Source organism: Acetobacter aceti, assembly GCF_002005445.1.
GTDB classification, from domain to species: domain Bacteria; phylum Pseudomonadota; class Alphaproteobacteria; order Acetobacterales; family Acetobacteraceae; genus Acetobacter; species Acetobacter aceti_B.
In genome coordinates this window covers 718776-737477 of the sequence record NZ_CP014692.1, presented here as the reverse complement: position 1 = coordinate 737477, position 18702 = coordinate 718776, and the positions used below count along the sequence as shown (strand labels likewise).

Genomic DNA, 18702 nt, shown 5'->3' with positions numbered 1-18702 from the left:
TGGCCGGCCGGAAACCACGCATGCCCGTCAAGGGCCGCGTGACGATCGAAGATGTGGCGGCGGCAGCCGGCACCAGCATGATCAGTGTCTCGCGCGCGTTTCGAGGTTCCGCCCGGTTGAGTCCAGATCTGCGGGCGCGGATCGAGAAAGCCGCGGCGGCACTGGGTTACGTGCCGGACCGCGCGGCCAGCGCTCTGGCTTCCGCGCGGTCCATGAATGTTGCGGTACTGGTCCCCTCCATTACCAACATGGTGTTTGTGGAAATGTTGGCCGGTATCGATGCGGTGCTGTCGGAGCAGCGCTATCAGATCATCATGGCGACAACCAACTATTTTCCAACAGAAGAAGAGCGGCAATTGCGTGGATTGTTGGCGTTTCGACCGGACGGCGTGCTGCTGACCGGCATCGACCATCTGCCGGGAACGCTGAATCTGCTGAAAACACCAGCGGTACCGGTCGTGCAGATGATGGAACTGAGTGGTGAGGTGGGCAGCTATTCGGTGGGCTTCTCGCAGGACGAAGGTGGTGCCGCCATCGCGCGGCATTTCGTGGAGCGCGGTTATGGACGCACCGGTTTCGTGGCGGCGCAACTGGATCCGCGAACCTTGGCGCGCGGGGCCGGATTCCGGCGCGCAATGAAGGAGGTCGGGTTGGACGCCCCCTACGAACTGATGGTGCCGGATCGGTCCTCGGTAGCTCTTGGCGCAGCACTCCTGGACCGCGTTCTGGCGGAATGCCCGGATATTGAAGCGGTGTTCTTCTGCAATGACGACTTAGCGCAAGGCGCGTTGTTCCATTGCCAGAGACGGGGCATCGCGGTGCCGCGGCAGCTTGCGATCGCGGGCTTCAACGATCTTCCGGCTTCAGCCTGGACAGTGCCGGCTCTGAGCACGGTCGCCACGCCACGCTACGAGATCGGCAGGAAATCGGCCGAGATGCTGCTGGACCTGATGTGCGGTCGGGCGCCCGAGGCAGCCCGGCTCGATTTGGGGTTCACGCTACATGCAAGGGAAAGCACCTAGCTGTTTAGTCCCGAGCTTTGATGGTGCATTATTTTCACTCGAGTGGGAGGAAGCGCTATGGGCCATGTTCGCGTCGTCAGGCGGCTGAACGGTTTGGCGTCAGTCCGGCGAGTGCGGTTCGCTGGTGCGCTCTTGCCGCCACGACCGGCAGTGCTGCCGCCGGACCCTGTGGCGGGGATCGTCTGTCTCACCGGATCGAGGCGCAGGCTGAGCGTATTCATACGCTGATTGCCCAGAAGGATGATCTGACCCTGCCCGGGATCCGCGCCCGACTGGCTGAGGAAAGCCATCATTTTGCAATCGGCACGCTGTGGCGTTTCTTCGCGCGGCTCATACCACCGGCTATCACGTTTGACCTTTATGAGCCCATATTCTGAAGCCGATGGAACGGATGGTGTCGGGGAGTGCGACGAGATTGTTCCACGCGCTCCCCGTTTGGCCCATTGCCGGACGACACCGTTCTTTTGCCCGATCCGCGCTTCGTCATGGAACCAGATTTCGATCCGTTTGCCGCGCGGCAGATGGCCGGTGTGGGACTTCAGGAGTGTCGGGAAGTTTTTTGAAAGCGTCCATGACGGACGGGGCCTGTCCCGTATGGCGGGGCCGGGCGCTGACATGACTGAAGCCCGGTCGCTTCAGCAGGGTGGAAACGTGGCGCTCGTGATACGACACGCCAAAGCGCTCCCCAATCACCCGCTTCAGATCAACGCGGCGCCAGCGGACCACGCCGTCCCGGTTATGGTCGGGTCCAGCCATGATCAACGCCGGGAGTTCCGCCTGCTGGTCCGCTGTCAGACGGCAGACAGAGCCATTTTGCCATTGATCCCGCAGGCCCTCTGGCCCCACAGCATTGAACCGGCGCACCCAGTCCCGCAGGGTCTGCCGGTCCATGCCACCGATCCGTGCCGCGTCCCCTCGGCTGACACCCTCCCGCACCGCAGCCAGAGACAAAAGGCGCCGGCAACATTCGCATCCCATGCACGAGAGGCCAGCCGCGGAAGCGCCTCAGCCGTTAATCCGTCCGCAATGCAATCGCACCACCCATCTCCGATCCTCCCTCACAAAACAGAATCAGAACAGGCCAGCCACCTCACTGCACAGATGTGTCAGACGTAATAGCCATTGGTATTATGTGCATGAAACAACAGATCACAACGGCTATCCCGTCAAGGAGAGCCGTTGCAATCCACGAAAACTGAAATCAACCGACTTGTTTGCGGTCGACAGCATAGCGATTGACAGGGATAGAAAGACCCAGATTTTCTCGAAATGTTTCATGTTCATATTCCCGCCTGAACAGATCGCGCTCCTGCAGGATTGGGATGACATATTGGACAAAAAGATCCAGTTGTCCCGGCAAGGGCTCGAAAAGAACAAAACCATCCGCACCGCCGGTTTCAAACCAGTTCTGCAAGGCGTCAGCAACCTGCGCGGGCGTGCCAACAAAATCGCCCCGCGGCGTGGCAAGTTCGCGTGCAATCTGCCGGATACTTAAATTATCTTTTTTCACCCGCTTAAGGATACGTTGCGAGGCGCTCTGGTTGCTTTCATTACCGATCTGTTCGACTTCGGGAAAGGGTCCGTCAAGATCGTATTGCCTGAAGTCATGATCGTTGAATGAGCGTGAAAGAAAACCAAGACCGGTATCTATGGAAGTTAAAGCAACCAGTTCCTGATAGCGTGCTTCCGCCTCGTCTTCGGTTAAACCGACAATAGGTGCCGCACCGGGCAGAATGAAAGGCAGATCGTCTTTCCGACCCAATTTGCGCGCACGTGACTTGAGATCGGCGTAATAAAGACGCGCCTCGTCAAGATCAGCAGGACCGCAGAAAACGGCTTCCGCGTGACGTGCAGCAAAATCACGTCCTGTTTCCGATGCTCCTGCCTGAAAAATGACAGGCTGACCCTGAGGCGATCGGTCAATATTCAGCGGACCACGGACCTGAAAATGGGAACCGGCATGATCCAGTTTGTGCAGTTTCTCAGGATTAACAAATATACCGCCGGCTTTATCGCCAACCAGCGCATCATCCTCCCAACTGTCCCACAGACCCTGTACGGTCTCCAGATGTTCCGCCGCGATGCGGTAGCGTTCACTATGGGCAGGATGCTCCTTTCGGCCAAAATTTGCAGCGGTGTCACTCAGCCATGAAGTGACGACGTTCCAGCCAGCCCGACCATGGCTGATATGGTCAAGGGAAGCGAACTGTCGCGCTACATTGAACGGTTCCGTATAGCTCACACTCAGCGTGCCAACGAGACCGATATGATCGGTAACAGCAGCCAACGACGACAGGATGGTGAGTGGTTCGAAACGGTTAAGGTAATGCGGACTGGATTTCTCATTGATAGACAGGCTGTCAGCAACAAAAAGAAAATCGAACTTCCCTTTTTCTGCAAGCTGTGCCTGTTTGCGATAGAAAGAAAAATTTGTGCTGGCCCGCACATCCCGTTCCGGATGGCGCCAGTCATCCCATGTACGCCCCACGCCATGCAGAATGAAGCCAAGTTTGATCTTGCGTTTCTGTGTCATTTTATCACTTTCACAGCAGGGAGTATCAGGCGGCATCGGCACGTGAAGAGTCTTCACGTTTCCTTGACGTCCATATATTTTCCGGGACAGAAAGACCAAGATGGTCTCTCAATGTTGTTCCTTCATATTCGGTCCGGAACAGGCCACGTTCCTGAAGAATAGGAATGACACGTTCACGGAAAAGCTTGAAATCCCGTGGGTTGGTTACTCGAATATTGAAACCGTCTGCCGCGTTCCCAACAAACCAGCGTTCGATTTCATTGGCGACGGTTTGCGGTGATCCAATGAAACTGAGCCGCCAGCTTCCATAACGCTCTGCCGCTTGTCGTAACGTCAGCCTGTCTGCATTTACCCCGCGCAAAATACGCTCTGCATGACCTTTGTAGCTGTTCAGAGTCAGATTGCTGGTATCTGGAAATGGCGCGTCAAGCGGGTACTGCCGAAAATCATGATAATTGAAAGCCCGTCCAAGAGCGACAAGCTTTTTATCTATATCCAACGCCCCCTCCCGCCTAACAGCTATCTCACGGGCTTCTTCATCCGTTTCAGCAATAATCGGAGCGATGCCGGGAAGAACATGAATGGAAGCAGGATCGCGGCCAAGCGCCTTCGCTCTCGTCTTGAGATCGTGATAATACTCTTGTGCAGATTCGAAATCTTCCACTGCTGCAAAAGTACCATCTGCGATTTGCGCACCCAGTTGTCGTCCTGCGTTACTGTCGCCCGCCTGAAAAATAACGGGATAACCCTGCGGCGAACGACTCAGTGCCAGCGGCCCAGCAACAGACAGGTATTCACCTTGATGGTTGAGTGCGTGCTGTTTTGATTTATCAAGAAAAACGTCATTTTTTTTATCATAGGGAAAAGCATCATCTTCGTAGCTATCCCAGAGACCTTTCACAACATCCACAAACTCCTCTGCCCGCCGGTAGCGAAGGGCATGATCAAGGTGTTTGTCCTTACCGTAGTTGCGTGATGCACCTTCCAGTCCGGTGGTCACTACATTCCAGCCAGCACGCCCCTTGCTGATATGATCAAGCGAGCCAAACAGGCGTGCGACATTGTAAGGTTCCCAGTAAGTTGTAGTGAGTGTGCCCACCAGGCCAATATGTGACGTGGAAACTGCCAGAGCAGACAATAAAGTAAGCGGCTCCAGACGATTGAGGAAGTGCGGCGCGGTATCTGGCGTAATAAATGGACTATCGACAATGAAAACCAGATCGAACTTGGCTTCTTCCGCCAGTCGGGCATTCTGGATGTACCAATCAATGTCAATGCTGGCATTCGGCGGCAATTCTGGATCCCGCCATTGGCTGAAATCCGTACCGACACCGGCAAGAATCGCACCCAACTTAAGCTGACGTTGCCTGACTGAGCCCATGACCCTCTCCCCTGAACAATAGGGAGATGACATTGACGACCGTTTTCCTCTTTCGATAACGAGAAATATTAAATTGACGAATTCTGCATTGCAAACAATCTCATTGATTGCTGAACATTGATTAATAAAAAAGGAAAACTTGTTATTATAAAACGCATTGTCATTAGTATGAATAGGATCAATTCCGTTTTGAGGTATCCTGATGCATCTGGCCCTGTTCCTGACCCTTTCCGGTCTGCATCTTGGAGGTTGGCGACATGCTACATCTTCCAATGCTGATCCAATGGATATCAGGGCCTATGCTTCACTGGCTCGCCAGGCCGAACGTGCAGCGCTCGATATGGTTTTTGTAGCGGACAAACTGGCTATCGACAGTAATTATGGAGGGTCAATTGACGCTACGGTAACCAGCCGTGCCGTTGGATCACCGGAGCCATTAACATTACTCTCTGCACTATCCGTCCTGACAGATAGAATTGGCCTCGCAGGAACGATTTCCACGACCTATACGGAACCCTACCATATTGCCCGCATGCTGGGTGCCATCAACCATTACAGTCATGGACGGGTGGGTTGGAATGCCGTCACATCCGTCAGTGATAGTGAAGCACGCAATTTCAGTCGTCAAAACCACTTTGAACACGCAGAACGTTATGACCGTGCAGCAGAATTCATAGATGTAGTGCAATCACTCTGGAAAAGCTGGCAACCCGATGCCGTTGTGAGGGATCGGAAGAATGGTGTTTATGCACTCAAGGACCATATCAGTCCGATTTCCCACAAGGGACAACATTTTCAGATAGCAGGTCCTCTCAATATTCCTCAATATCAGGAGGCAACTCCCGTTCTTATTCAGGCTGGCGTTTCAGAACGCTTTTCGGATGTTGCATCCCGCTACGCAGAGGTCATTTTTCCTGTTCTGACAACACCAGCCAGAGCGCGCAACTTTGTCTCTGACTTTCGTCAGAAAATAGCATTGGCGGGTCGGAATCCGGCTAAGGTGCGAATACTTCCCGGCTGTGTCCCTATCGTTTCTGAAACGGATTCTCTGGCTGAAGAATTTCAGGCGGAGCTGGATGCCCTCATCCATCCTCTTGCCGGTCTGACCTTTATGTCCGGAAGCATGAATCACGATCTTTCTCAGTATGCTCGGGATGAATTGATCCCAGATCTGGATTCTGAAATCCGTGGCAGTCGTGGTCGCTTCCTGCCTTTGATTGCTGATGCAAGAGCAAAAGGACTGACGTTGGAGCAGACCGCACTCTCCTACGCCCGGGATCTCTCATTCCCTTCTTTTGTTGGCTCTCCGGCTACTGTAGCCGATCAGATGATATCGTGGGTGAATGAGACCGGCATTGACGGCTTTACGGTCATCCCTCCGAACTACCCTGCTTCAGAGAATATTTTTCTTAAATCTGTTGTCCCGGAACTTCAACGCAGAGGCGCATTTCGTCAGAGTTACAATGGAAAAACTCTCCGCCATCATCTGGAGTTATGACGCAGAACAGTAAACATTCCTCTTACCTCTTCTTGTCAATGTTCACCGGAGCAGCCCGGCTTTATATTGGAAAATATCATGCTGCAGAAAGAACTCCTCCTGACACGTTATCTTGGACTCTTCATTTTTGCCGGTTTTGCAACGGCTCTCCCTGAAGAATCTCTCATTGCAGCTTCGGTTCAGACTCACCCGAAGAACAAAGAAGAAAATCGTAACGACGTCATAAAACTACAATTCAAACAGAATATTTCGTCGATTAAAAGTGCTGCCTCTGAAAGCATTACTGTCCATTCCACAGGTGCGAGTCGTACTCTACGGAATGCCGTCAATAGCGGCGCTCTTGGAAGCCGATCTGCATTCGATACTCCATTTGCTGTGTCATCAGTCAGTGCTGCTACAATTCAGGCTCGTCAGGCCACCGACATCAATGCAGTTTTCGCTCAGGATTCTTCTGTAACGATTGCCAATAGCGGCAATGGCGCTGCATCTGGAGCAAGTTTCAAGATTCGAGGGCTGTCTGTCGATTCACTGAATGGCTACAAAGTCGATGGATTGGCCATTCCTTACTGGTCAATCGACCTTCCTGTCGAGAATTTCGAGAGCATTCAGATGATCAAGGGGGCTTCGGCCTTCATGTATGGTTTTGGGGCTCCAGGCGGAGTGGTCAATTTTGAGATCAAGAAGCCTCATGACGCCACAACAGTATCACTGGAAGCTGGCTATCGATCCGATGCCGTCTTTCGGCAGATGATTGATGCCGGAGGAACACTCGTGGATCAGGGACGTCTGCGTTATCGTTTTTCGTTTGTGAATGAAATCGGCAATCTGTTCAATGGCGGCACAATGCGACGTGATGGTGTGACGTTGGCGTTCGATGGGAAAATAACCAATTCCCTCAAATGGGACGCCAGCATGTTTTTCATGAAAACGCTTCAGGAAAATATGATCAACACACTGTCGATTGCATCAAATGTCACGTCTTTGCCATCCATCAGTGGACGGACGCAACTGGGCGCTCGGGGCAGTTGGAAAACCAATGACATGAAAGTCGTCACCGCCGGTTTGACCTGGGATATCAATCCTGACTGGCACTCCCGGCTATCATATCGCTATTCCGTGCTGGATGAAGATTTCCCTGGTACACTCATGACATTGACAGACAACAAGGGGAGTTACCACGACAACGCCTTCTTCATTCAGAGACAGTGGTGGTATAACCAGATTCAGGAAGCGACCGAAGGCCATGTTAAGACAGGGCCTTTCCGACATGACATGGTCGCTGGCATATCATGGGAACGCCAATTGTATGATACAGATGCAAATGCAACAACGAACAAGGTTATTTCCACAGGAAATATTTTCAACGATATTCCAACCCTATCCGGGCACACACCAGCAGATTTCTATCATCCGCGCCTTTATCACTATATTGACTATCAACAGATTGCTCCGTTCCTGAGTGATACCGTCACCTGGAAAAACTGGTCACTACTCGCGGGTTTCCGTTATACCTGGTATAATGAAAACGATTTTTCTTCGAATGGTACAAAGACAGCCAGCCATAGCAATACTCCGGTGACACCGGTCTTCGCACTGACCTACAAGATAGATCCGGGTCTGAATGTCTATTTCAGTTACGTTCGCGCAATGCAGAGCGGTGGACAGGCAGGAAGCAGCAATGTCAATCGCAATGAAGTTTTTGCTCCCATGGAAAGCAGCAATTACGAACTTGGAGTAAAAATTGCACGCAAACGCTGGTCTCTGACGGGTGCTTTATTTCGTCTTGATAGCGGCACCGGCTATACGAATGCCCAGAATTATTACATGCAGGACGGATTGGCACGTTATCAGGGAGTAGAAATAAACGGAGCGTTCGCCATAACGCCGCGCCTTACGCTTTCAGGCGGCATTACCTACCTTTCGGCTCTTTATCAGAAAGCTTCTGCATCCGTAACAGGAAACCATGTTGAGGGTACAGCACCTTTGCAGGCATCCGCCCAGCTTCATTACCGGGTTCCCCATATCGAAGGTCTGAGTCTGGACGCTTATTTTCGTTACGTGGACTCGATGTATGATGGAGCAGCCAACACACTGGCGCTTCCCTCCTATCGGATATGGGACATCGGCGCCAATTACGTCATGCCTGTCGGCAAACATCATATGACCTTCAGGGGAATGATCCGAAATCTGGGTGGCCAGCGATACTGGACAACCTACGGCAACATGGCGGCGCTCCCCGGAGACCCGAGAACGGTCTCACTCAGCGCACGAATAGATTTCTGAATTTTCTCGAGCAGGAAAGCATCATGAACGAGATCACTGCAGATGTTCTGATTGTCGGTGGAGGGATGGCTGCAGGCTGGGCTGCCATTTCCGCTGCCAAAACCGGAGCCCGTGTCATTATCGCAGATAAAGGCTTCATGGGGACCAGCGGCGTCACCGCACCGGCCGGCCCGAATCACTGGTGGGTGCCGCCGGAACCGGAATTACGCAAGACTGCTATAGAACGCCGACTGGAGAGTGCTTTTGGACTGGCAGACCCGGTGTGGATGGAACGCATCATTGACATAACATGGCGGTCCATTCCCGAAATAGCCCCATGGTATCCTTTCTCGGGTGACGGCAAGGGGGGCACGTTTCGATCGGGCCTGCGTGGTCCAGAATATCTCCGTGCCTTGCGGCAATACGCCACAGAACTGGGCGTCACCATCCTTGATCAGCATCCTGTTCTTGAACTTCTGGCTCGGCAGGATGGCTCGATCGGTGGCGTGGCAGGTTACGACCGGCTGAACGACAGGCCATGGAACGCCCGGACTGGTGCGGTCATACTCGCAACAGGAGGCTGCGCCTTTCGATCTGGCCTGCTGGGGAGTCACAACAACACAGGTGACGGTTATCTCATGGGCGTGGAGGCCGGAGCAGAACTTTCCGGAATGGAGTTCTGTGTTTCCTACTCCATCTCCCCTGCGTGGCTCAGTACACGCACCCTGCCTTATACGGGAGCGCGATACTTCAACGCAGAAGGACAACTCCTGTCCATACCCGGCTGGGATAAACCTCGTGATTATCTTTGCAAGTTGGCCGATGCCTTCCGGGCCGGACCGGTTTATGCCGATCTTCACGAAGCGCCCGCCGGGCTGCCGGCTGTTGTCAGGGAGATTCAGCCGGCAACCGTTGCTGCCTTTGAACGACGGGGTATCGACATGTTTCAGGATCGGTTTGAAGTGAAACTTTTCGGAGAAGGCACAATCCGGGGTATCGGCGGTCTCCGTATTGTCAATGATGTCTGCGCCACCTCTGTTCCAGGATTGTTCGCTGCAGGAGATGCCGCAACACGCGAACATATCGCAGGCGCCACGAGCGGTGGTGGAGCGCAGAATGCTGCATGGGCGCTGTCGTCCGGGGTGCTTTCGGGCACCGGGGCCGCTCACGAGGCCAAAAAACATCGAAAAACCTTGGATCGAAGCGAAAAACTGAAACCTCTTGGAGGCGCCGGATTGCGTCCGTCCGGTGCCATAAAAGCTGTTGACAGAAAGGCTGCGATACAGATCGCACAAAAGAAACGCTTGATCTGGATAAAGCGCTCTGGAGAAATGAAACCAGACTGAAGTCTTCGGCTTCCTTGCTGGACAAAGCGTGGTCAGAAATACAGACCAGTCTGCACAGTGAAAAGCTGGAGACGGTTTCGGCAAGAGAGACCGCCGCCATGGTCGCGACCGCGAGATGGTGCAATGCCTCCGCACTGGCTCGAAAGGAGAGCCGAGGCATGCATGTAAGGGAAGACTATCCTCAACAAAATCCTGACTACCAGAGCCGGATAATCACCGGAGGCCTGGGCCGGATCACTCCGTATCTTGAAAAATTTCGCACTACAGAAGATGCAGTATCATGATTACAGAAATTCTTTCCGACCGATGCAATAGCTGCAACGCGTGCGTCGTGGTCTGTCCGGATCATGTTCTCGACATGGCGAAAGACGGTCAACTCCCTGTCATTGCACGACCGGATCAGTGTCAGACCTGCTTTCTGTGCGAACTCTATTGCTCGGAAGACGCCATTTACGTTGCTGTCGGTGTTCCCCGTTCAGAATTGAAAAATGACCCTCTGGGAAATATCCGCCGGGATTACGGATGGGATGGCCATGAAGAAGACCCTCTAAAAAACTTCTGGCAACTTGGTGGTCTTTTACGAGAAGGGGTTATGATTTCATCTGCACGCTATGCGCTTCGGCCATCCGGTGACAAGGATACTGAGAAGAAAATCTGAAACGATTTACGCAGCTTTCTGAGAGGAGCCGTCAATATGGAGACTTTTCTTTCCCGACGCACAGTGGTTGGTGCGTCTTTTCTCTCATTGCTGCCATTGCCACTGGAGGCAGCACCCGGACTGTCTGGCCCGGTGGATGGAAGCAGCGGCCCTACACTGTTCGTTGGTGACCAGAAAGGGGGTGTGCGCTCTCTGCTGAGTGCTGCGGGACTGCTGACTCAATTACCTTATCGTGTCCAGTGGGCATCATTTCCCGTTGGCGCCCCTTTGATCTCCGCAATTGCGTCAGGCGCGCTTGATTTTGGATATGTTGGAGACGCAACAGCCACATTCACCTTTGCGTCCAACAGCTCTCTCAAGGCAATTTCGGCGTGGCGTGTGGATGGAAAATCCAACGCGTTACTGGTGCCCCGAAACAGCAATGTCCACTCCATGCGAGATCTGATCGGTCGCCGTGTCGCGTTTGTCAAAGGCTCACCCGGCCATCTTCTGGTTGTGGCTGCTCTGCAACGCGAAAGTCTTGATATAGGCCAGATCGTGCAAGCGCCTCTGACCGCTGCGAATGCACGAATGGCGCTGTCCAGCGGATCAATCGATGCATGGGCGATCTGGGATCCTTATGCTGCGACGGCTGAACTTGAAGATCATGCCCGTATTCTGCTGACTGCCCACGGTCTGGTTGATGAAGTCATGTGCGGTATCGCCAGTGACGTTGCCATTGCCAACAAACGGCCTGAACTGACTGATTTCATGTCGCGCGTTGGAAAAGCTCTTGCCTGGGGAGTTGCCCATCCGGAAGAACGCGCACTTGCCTTCTCCCATGATACCGGCACACCTCTGGATATTGCCCGTGTGTCATCCTCGCGCATGGTGGTGACAGCTCTACCCTCCATCACAGATGACGTCATTGCCATCCATCAGAAAGTCGCCGATCTTTATCAGACCGCTCGTGTCATTCCATCCCGGCTCAATGTAGCCGATTTTTACGATCGATCTTTTTTGATTCCCGCCTGATTTTCTATAAGACTCTTCAGCATTATTCATTTTTAGTCTTGGCAGCCGTACGTCAGTGTGCTGCCCTGCTGATTACCTCCGTGTAACCAGAGACAATATAGGAAGAACCTCCAAGGTTTTTCCAGTTATGACCATGTTGGAGTTGCCCCACGATGACATCATTCCCAGACCGTGAAGCCGGCTCGACGGTAGCCCCTTTCATTCTCAATCGCTGGTCGCCACGCGCCTTCGCACCTGATGAAATTACACAGAAAGAACTGCTCACCATCCTTGATGCGGGTCGCTGGGCGCCTTCCGCCTACAATGCCCAGCCATGGCGTTTCATTTATGCACGCCGCAATACGCCGAGTTGGGAACGGTTTCTCTCCTGGCTGATCCCATTCAATCGCGCATGGGCCGAGAACGCCTCCGCGATCGTCTATATCGCTTCACGGACCGTCACCGACAGCGCTCGTACAGGCGAACCTGTTGATGCGCCGTCACATGCTTTCGATGCAGGAGCCGCCAGCGTCCTGATCCAGTTGCAAGCCAATCAGAACGGCTGGCACACCCATCCGGTCAGTGGTTTCGATAAGGAACTGGCTCATGTCGGCCTGGAATTCCCGGAAGACCATGTCGTGCATGCGGCCATTATCATCGGCCATCGTGGGCCTGTCAGCCAGCTTCCGGAAAATTTGCAGGAACGGGAAAAGCCTTCGACCCGTCTCCCTCTCGATGCTCTGGCTTCCGAAGATCGTTTCATACCTCCCACGGCCGGTTCCTGACCGGCAAAGCGGCGATCAGGACAGGATCGCCGCTTCATCAGGCTTCGTGCTCTTCTGATATTGTCTGCTCATTGTCGATCCGGTCGAGCAGTTTCTCCAGAGAGCGAAACCCCTCCCGCCATATCCCAAGATTTTCCCGATTTCCGATATGACCAACCCTGCCAGCGGGAAACAATTCGGCTCCCCAGCGATGCGCCATGAACCGGGCACGGGCCGGAGATAGCCACTCATCATTGTCACTCGTCACCAGCACGGATGGACAACGCACTTTCGCCTGTGGCAGCGGCGCAAAGCCTCTCACCCGCATTCTATCCGATGCCCGAGCCTCCTCCGCATCCGCTGGCGCTACCAGCAACGCTCCCGCAATCTTCAGATCCGCACAATGTACTGTCAGTAACGCCCCCAGACTATGGGCGACAACAAGCACTGGCCGTGTGCACAGATTAACAGACGACTCCAGCGTCTTTTTCCATGTTATCAGATCCGGGATGATCCAGTTATTCAGTTCGACGGATTGTACGAACACCCCTTGGTGAATCAGAAACTTTTGCCACTGTGACTGTCAATGACCTTCGCCAGATCCGTCAAGACCCGGCACGATCAGCACATCAAAGACCATCAGACGCCGGATAAGGGCATTCAGTTCCACATCCGTATCATCATCCAGCCACGAAACCGGATGCGACAAAAACTTTTCGGAACCGAAAGACGAGGAAATCTGCATGACTGGTCTCCTGCTGGTGGAAATCACTCCATTGTTGTGTTCATCCCTGGCTTTTCTTCTGCTTCTGGCCTCTCCCGGTCATCCGGCCTCAAAAACCGTTCGTCCGGCTGCCTCGAGAACAGCGTCAGCCTGTGGTGTATGAATGCGTCCACACAGGACATTCCGATAATGCCGTTCCAGGGAATTGTCCTGACTGAGGCCGGGATTGCCTGTCACTTCTACGGCCCGCGCAACCGCAGTAATGGCGTTTTCGGTTACAAGACGCTTGATCTGTCCCGCTTCCACCTGCGTGATGGTTTCATCCTCAATTTTTGTAAACGCACTGTCCAGCAAGGCGCTGTTGGTGAGAAGAAGCCCATCGATCTCACCCAGAACACTGTGAAAGCGCGGAAGTGTCGAAAGAGGACGACCCAGCGCCGTAGGCACGCGCTCTTTCAGAAAACCGATCAGCCAGTCCCGTGCCGAGCGCGCCACCGCATCATACAGCCCCGCCACGACAGCCGTATGCGCCGTGGCGAGGATCGGTGTTTCAGGATTGCTGCCACTCTCATGAAAATTGATGAGATAACGCTCTGGAACCTCGACATCCTCAAAGATGATGGTGTCACTGCCCGTCGCTCTCATCCCCAACTGATGCCAGCTTTTCTCAATCCGGACTCCCGGAGAGTCGAGCGGCACCAGAATCTGCCCGATACGCGGCGTTTCATCTTCTGTTGCGCCCCAGACGACACCCCAATGCAGCGCTGAGGAGCCTGTCGAAAAAATTTTGCGACCGGAAAGCAGCCAGCGGTCCCCCTCCCGTCGCACGCGTGTAGCGGGAATGCCGCCGCGCGCCGGTGTGCCGAGTTCCGGCTCGACACGCAGGGCGTTAAGCAGCGCACCCGACTGGACGATGGACTCAAACACTTCCTCCCGTACATCCTCTGGCCATGTGCCGGACGCGGCAATCCCCAGAGTCTGAAGATACTGCATGGCAAGAATCAGGGCCGTAGATGGATCGCCTTCCGCCACTCGGGCAACGATTTGCGCAATCTGACGCAGGGTGATCCCACCTCCTCCCTTGCTACGGGGTACCGCCAGAGCAAGCAGTCCGGCCTTGCGCAGATCTTCCAGATTATCGAATCCGATTTCACCACGACGGTCATGGTCGGCTGCCCGTTCAGCAAAGCGCCTGACCAGCGCATCCGGCACTTCAACTTCAGTCGGAATGGGTTCGATAATCCGTGATCCGTCCATGATCAAAATATCCACTTTCGTCAGGGTGATGTCAGATTTTGCTCAAAAGCTTCATCGAAAGCATCCGATCGCGTAACAAAACCGGCGGACCGATAGGTCGCGACAACAGACGCTTCGGATCTGATGGTATCAGATGTCACTGGAGCTGGAGTGGCAATAAGTTTTTCAGCAACGGAGACCGCCACATCGTCTGGAATTCCGGTCTGTCGGGCCAGTATATGGGCATACTCCGCCTGATGCCGGGCACCCCACCCGTAAGCAGCCGTCATGCGTCGATAGAAATCCGCCAGATGTGCGCGTTTGTTTGCCAGAGCATCCGTGCTGGCCACAAAGAAACTGTTGTTCGGCATCAGGTCAGCGGCGTCAGCCACAACGTGTCCGTGCCCGGAGACAACAGCGAGAGAGACATAAGGCTCCCATGTGGACCATGCGTCCACACGCTGGGTATCGAGCGCCGCCTTTGCCTGTGCAGGAAGCAGAAAAACAATTTCTGGCGCTGGCACCGGAATGGCACCCGTAGCGAGCAGACGTAGCAGGAGAAGATGACCAATGGACCCTCGCCCGGTGGCAATTCTTTTGCCCGACAACTGAGCCGCACTGGTGATGGAAGATCCTTCTGGCGCAACCACCGCAGTCGCCTTGCCACCTCCACGGGGAGGAATCAACCACGCTGCCCGAATGGATAGACCTGCTCCCCACGCGAAGATGAAGGGGCCGTCCCCGGCAATTCCCGTGTCCACCGCGCCGGCTCCGAGCGCCTGAAGAAGCGGCGCAGCAGCTTCAAACTCCACCCAGCGGATATGATAGGGCACGTCCTTGTCCACGCCAGACGCCTGCATCAGGGCTTTCTGCTGCCCCTTCTGGTCCGCGACCACCAGTTCGTCCTCAGCCCAGGCCGAGGCGACAGGAGTTGCGTCCAGAGCAAGCGTCAGCATGCCTGTCACGATGCAAAGATGAAACGCCTTGAACCGGCGGCCTGACACTATCTGCTTCATTCCCGAGAAACCACCACTTCATGTCGCACAATTCAATCAAATCACGCAAATACGTGATATGAAAATAATTCACCTTATATGAAAGTGCAAATATGAAAGTATGCTCTCATTGAAAACAACAACGTGGAGTCATCAGGCCATGTCAGGCGCAGTCCAGCATAGCGACGCCTCTTCCGTATCCCGGTTTGCAATCCCTTCTGTCGCCACGTTTTCTCCTTCCAGAAGAAAATGGCTCAGCAGACTGCCTTACCGGAACTTCGGCCGCTACCTTTCTCCTCTCCTGATGATCCTGTGCTGGCAGGCCGCCTGCTCCACGGGACTGCTTTCCACCAGACTGGTCGCATCTCCTGTCCAGATACTGGGAACAGGCTGGACTCTTGTTCAGGACGGCACGCTTTCGACCAATATGGGTGTCTCCCTTCTCCGCGCTGTTGCGGGCCTTTCTCTGGCTGTGGTGGTGGGAATCGGTCTCGCCCTGATTTCCGGCCTGTCCCGGCTTGGTGAAAATATCGTGGACGCGCCTCTCCAGATTTTTCGTACCCTGCCCGTTCTGGCGCTTGTGCCTCTCTTCATTCTCTGGTTCGGCATCGGAGAAACGCCGAAGATCCTTCTCGTGGCTCTTGGTTCCACATTCCCTATCTATCTCAACCTGCACAAAGGCATCCGTTCGATCGACCCCAAACTGCTGGAAATGACACGCACCCTGCGCCTGTCACGCAGTCAGACGATCCGTGACGTGATCCTGCCCGGTGCGTTGCCCGATCTGCTGGTCGGCATCCGCTTTGCGGTCGGCATTTCATGGCTGATGCTTGTCGTGGCCGAACAGGTCAACGCCGACAGCGGCATCGGACACATGATGATGGATGCACAGGATTTCCTCCGCACCGACATCATATTCGTGGGTCTTGCCATCTATGGTCTTCTCGGACTGATCTCTGATCAGTGCGTCCGGATGCTGGAACACCGGGCGCTGGTCTGGCGTCCTCTCCACATCCAGCGGACGGGAAACATCGGATGAACTACATATCTCCTCTGGCCACAGTCGCCACTGATCTCCAGCCGGCAGTCAGTGTGCGCGGCCTGAGCCGTCGTTTCGGAAACGGTTCTCCCGTACTGGACAAACTGAATCTGGATATTGCCCAGGGCGAGTTTGTCGCCCTGCTTGGCCGGAGCGGTTCGGGCAAATCGACGTTACTGCGCGCCCTGTCTGGCCTCGACCCCGTCAGGGAGGGGCAGATTTCATGCCCGCAGGAATCCGCCGTGGTGTTTCAGGAAAGTCGTCTCCTGCCATGGAAAAAAGTCTGGCAGAACGTCATGCTTGGGAAAACCGGCGCAACACGCTCTGACGCACGCAAGGTTCTCGAAGAAGTGGGACTTGGGCACCGCACGGATGCGTGGCCACTGACCTTGTCCGGAGGAGAAGCCCAGCGTGCAGCGCTGGCGCGTGCGCTCATTCGGGAACCAAAATTCCTGATGCTGGATGAACCATTTGCCGCACTGGACGCGCTGACACGCCTGCACATGCAGGATCTGGTGTCGTCCCTCTGGCAGCGTCACAAAAGCGCCGTCCTGCTGGTAACGCATGATGTGGACGAAGCGCTTCTGCTGGCGGATCGGGCTGTCGTGCTTGAAGAAGGCCGCATCCGGGCAGAATTGCGTATTTCGCTTCCGCACCCACGACGCCATTACGATCCTGCTTTTGTGCAGTTGCGCTCAACACTTCTGAAACATCTGGGGGTTGACGAATAGAGCGAACTCAAAGCGGAAATCTTTTATCCTGACGGTCGGGCGAAGCCATTAACCCGTCATTTGAGTTCGCCAGATCATCAAGAGTGAATAACTCAAGCGCAGACAAAAAGGACTCCGCCGATTGGATCCTTTATCGCGCACAGAATGGTCCCGGCCGCCATCACCCAGTTTCAGGCTTCCATCATACTCATTGTTACCAGGCCCTACCCTTTGAGAAGCGGCCTCAGATCATTTGAAAAAACAGATTTCAGATCAGGACGTGTAGAAATGAGGCGCTGCTCGATAAAGGTATCGACAACATTCTGAGCACTCCGGATATCGCCTTCGTTCCAGGGGCGTATACGATACGGACGGTTCTGCGCGTTGAGATCGCTCAGCACGATGGTTTCCGGAATCTGAATAACCGGAGAAATGACCTTTGCCCACTTTTTCTTGTTCTGCGTCAGAAGCGCGTAAGCCTTTCCCAGACGGTTGATGTAATCCGCAACAGCCAATCGAAAGGCAGGATCGGGAAGCCGAACAGGATTAGCCCCGATGAAGTAATGTCCTGAAAGGATATTTTCGGCACTCTCCAGAACACGTGCAGAGCCATCCCCCACAACCATGGGAATCACATAACCATAGGTTGCCCAGGCATCGAGACTGCCTGACTTCAGCGCCGTAAGACCCTGGCTCATGCCCAAAGGTACAGGCGTGACGTCGGCAAGAGTGAGGCCCGCCTTCGCAAGCATGTGGATCAGAAAGTAATGAGCGGTTGTTGAACGGATATATCCAATCTTGCGATTTTTCAGATCGGCGAATGAACGGGCAGGAGAATTTGCCGGCACAATAATCGCCTGGTCAGTTGTCGGTCCATCAACGGTAGCAACCACTTTCACACGTGCGCCCGAGGCCGCAATGAAGGCCAGTGGGATTTCGCTCCACCCTCCCACATCAATTGCATCAGCGTTGATGGCCTGCGCAATAAGATTTCCTGAATTGAACTCGCTGAATTCCACCTTGTAAGGAAAATCCGCAAGACCGGTAGCAGGAAGGATTGTGGAATCCATTCCCCGAAAACTCGCAACACGCAGTGTAACGGATGCAAGTTCCTCCGCATGAAGGCTGCGGGATGTCAGAAGTGGCGCACTGCAAAGAGAAGAAAGCGCTCCAAGACCAAAACGGCGGCGGGAAAGGCGTCCCGTGAAGAATGTCATGTGCGCTCCGTTCAAATCCATGAATCAACCAGCATTCATCCTTTCATGAATTATCACGTCACAATCATGAAAAATTCTTGAAAAATGAATGAGCATTGTGAATCCATAATAAAGAGACGGAATCAACGGTCTCTTTTACATTAATTGATCGACGGCGGAAGAAGTTTTGGCGAACATGCAAGACAAGTGAAAAATGCAAGACATTCTTCACGTTTTATTCTCCTGCAAATGAGACCGAAGCGGCAATGTATTTTCGTCATGGCGTTCATTCGACAGAGTCCTTTGGAAACAAACGTTTCCGTCACTCCATCCTCCTGCAGACGA

17 protein-coding genes and 2 pseudogenes are annotated in these 18702 nt (G+C 54.0%); 11 read left to right on the top strand and 8 right to left on the bottom strand.

The annotated features are described in order from the left end of the window. The first annotated feature begins 20 nt into the window (after positions 1–20). Positions 21–1022, top strand: a complete 1002-nt coding sequence (gene gntR, locus A0U92_RS03320; protein WP_236748258.1) for an HTH-type transcriptional regulator GntR — start codon at positions 21–23, stop codon at positions 1020–1022. A 20-nt stretch (positions 1023–1042) separates the two neighbouring features. After that, on the top strand, positions 1043–1399 hold the full coding sequence (locus A0U92_RS18595) for a hypothetical protein (RefSeq protein WP_187668984.1): 357 nt from the start codon (positions 1043–1045) through the stop codon (positions 1397–1399). Between the two features lie 45 nt (positions 1400–1444). Here A0U92_RS18595 and A0U92_RS03315 read toward each other — a convergent pair. The 3 genes and pseudogenes from A0U92_RS03315 to A0U92_RS03305 form a co-directional block, all read right to left on the bottom strand. Further along, positions 1445–2050 (bottom strand): annotated as a pseudogene (locus A0U92_RS03315) (IS630 family transposase); the annotation flags it as partial. 173 nt (positions 2051–2223) lie between these two features. Then, positions 2224–3555 carry an LLM class flavin-dependent oxidoreductase gene (locus tag A0U92_RS03310; RefSeq protein ID WP_077814226.1) on the bottom strand — a complete coding sequence of 444 codons (1332 nt, stop codon included), beginning with the start codon at positions 3553–3555 and terminating at the stop codon, positions 2224–2226. 25 nt (positions 3556–3580) lie between these two features. Further along, positions 3581–4936: an LLM class flavin-dependent oxidoreductase gene (locus tag A0U92_RS03305; RefSeq protein WP_077811984.1), complete on the bottom strand. Its 1356-nt coding sequence runs from the start codon at positions 4934–4936 to the stop codon at positions 3581–3583. Between the two features lie 202 nt (positions 4937–5138). Between A0U92_RS03305 and A0U92_RS03300 the strand changes: the two genes are divergently transcribed. The 7 genes from A0U92_RS03300 to A0U92_RS03275 all read left to right on the top strand — a co-directional run bounded on the left by A0U92_RS03300 (position 5139) and on the right by A0U92_RS03275 (position 12478). Next, entirely contained in the window at positions 5139–6434 is a 1296-nt protein-coding gene (locus A0U92_RS03300; RefSeq protein WP_077811983.1) for an NtaA/DmoA family FMN-dependent monooxygenase, read from the top strand. A 78-nt stretch (positions 6435–6512) separates the two neighbouring features. Then, the gene (locus A0U92_RS03295) at positions 6513–8717 is read left to right on the top strand and encodes a TonB-dependent siderophore receptor (protein WP_077814225.1); all 2205 of its coding nucleotides are present in this window, start codon (positions 6513–6515) and stop codon (positions 8715–8717) included. A 23-nt stretch (positions 8718–8740) separates the two neighbouring features. Further along, a complete protein-coding gene (locus A0U92_RS03290) occupies positions 8741–10042 on the top strand; it encodes an FAD-dependent oxidoreductase (RefSeq protein ID WP_236748257.1) in 1302 nt (433 codons plus the stop codon). A 14-nt stretch (positions 10043–10056) separates the two neighbouring features. Continuing rightward, positions 10057–10326, top strand: coding sequence for an FAD-dependent oxidoreductase (locus A0U92_RS18175; RefSeq protein ID WP_236748256.1), 270 nt, complete (start codon positions 10057–10059; stop codon positions 10324–10326). Next, positions 10323–10700, top strand: coding sequence for a 4Fe-4S dicluster domain-containing protein (locus tag A0U92_RS03285; RefSeq protein ID WP_077811982.1), 378 nt, complete (start codon positions 10323–10325; stop codon positions 10698–10700). The genes A0U92_RS18175 and A0U92_RS03285 overlap by 4 nt, the downstream gene beginning before the upstream one ends. Before the next feature lie 36 nt (positions 10701–10736). Beyond that, entirely contained in the window at positions 10737–11714 is a 978-nt protein-coding gene (locus tag A0U92_RS03280) for an ABC transporter substrate-binding protein (protein WP_236748255.1), read from the top strand. 152 nt (positions 11715–11866) lie between these two features. After that, positions 11867–12478 carry a nitroreductase family protein gene (locus A0U92_RS03275; protein WP_077811981.1) on the top strand — a complete coding sequence of 204 codons (612 nt, stop codon included), beginning with the start codon at positions 11867–11869 and terminating at the stop codon, positions 12476–12478. A gap of 37 nt (positions 12479–12515) precedes the next feature. Here A0U92_RS03275 and A0U92_RS03270 read toward each other — a convergent pair. The 4 genes and pseudogenes from A0U92_RS03270 to A0U92_RS03260 all read right to left on the bottom strand — a co-directional run. After that, positions 12516–13022 (bottom strand): annotated as a pseudogene (locus A0U92_RS03270) (RBBP9/YdeN family alpha/beta hydrolase); the annotation flags it as partial. An 18-nt stretch (positions 13023–13040) separates the two neighbouring features. Then, positions 13041–13202, bottom strand: coding sequence for a hypothetical protein (locus A0U92_RS18170; RefSeq protein WP_236748253.1), 162 nt, complete (start codon positions 13200–13202; stop codon positions 13041–13043). 78 nt (positions 13203–13280) lie between these two features. After that, positions 13281–14438, bottom strand: coding sequence for an acyl-CoA dehydrogenase family protein (locus tag A0U92_RS03265; protein ID WP_077811980.1), 1158 nt, complete (start codon positions 14436–14438; stop codon positions 13281–13283). Positions 14439–14458: 20 nt separating this feature from the next. Beyond that, the gene (locus A0U92_RS03260; protein WP_236748252.1) at positions 14459–15433 is read right to left on the bottom strand and encodes an ABC transporter substrate-binding protein; all 975 of its coding nucleotides are present in this window, start codon (positions 15431–15433) and stop codon (positions 14459–14461) included. Positions 15434–15716: 283 nt separating this feature from the next. Between A0U92_RS03260 and A0U92_RS03255 the strand changes: the two genes are divergently transcribed. Both A0U92_RS03255 and A0U92_RS03250 read left to right on the top strand, forming a co-directional pair. Further along, the gene (locus A0U92_RS03255; protein ID WP_187668909.1) at positions 15717–16451 is read left to right on the top strand and encodes an ABC transporter permease; all 735 of its coding nucleotides are present in this window, start codon (positions 15717–15719) and stop codon (positions 16449–16451) included. Further along, positions 16448–17182 (top strand): ABC transporter ATP-binding protein, encoded by a 735-nt coding sequence (locus tag A0U92_RS03250; protein ID WP_077811979.1) that lies wholly within the window; start codon positions 16448–16450, stop codon positions 17180–17182. The genes A0U92_RS03255 and A0U92_RS03250 overlap by 4 nt, the downstream gene beginning before the upstream one ends. Positions 17183–17385: 203 nt before the next feature. On the opposite strand, the gene A0U92_RS03245 is transcribed toward A0U92_RS03250, so the two are convergent. Further along, positions 17386–18378, bottom strand: coding sequence for an ABC transporter substrate-binding protein (locus tag A0U92_RS03245; RefSeq protein WP_077814221.1), 993 nt, complete (start codon positions 18376–18378; stop codon positions 17386–17388). Positions 18379–18702: the final 324 nt, after the last annotated feature.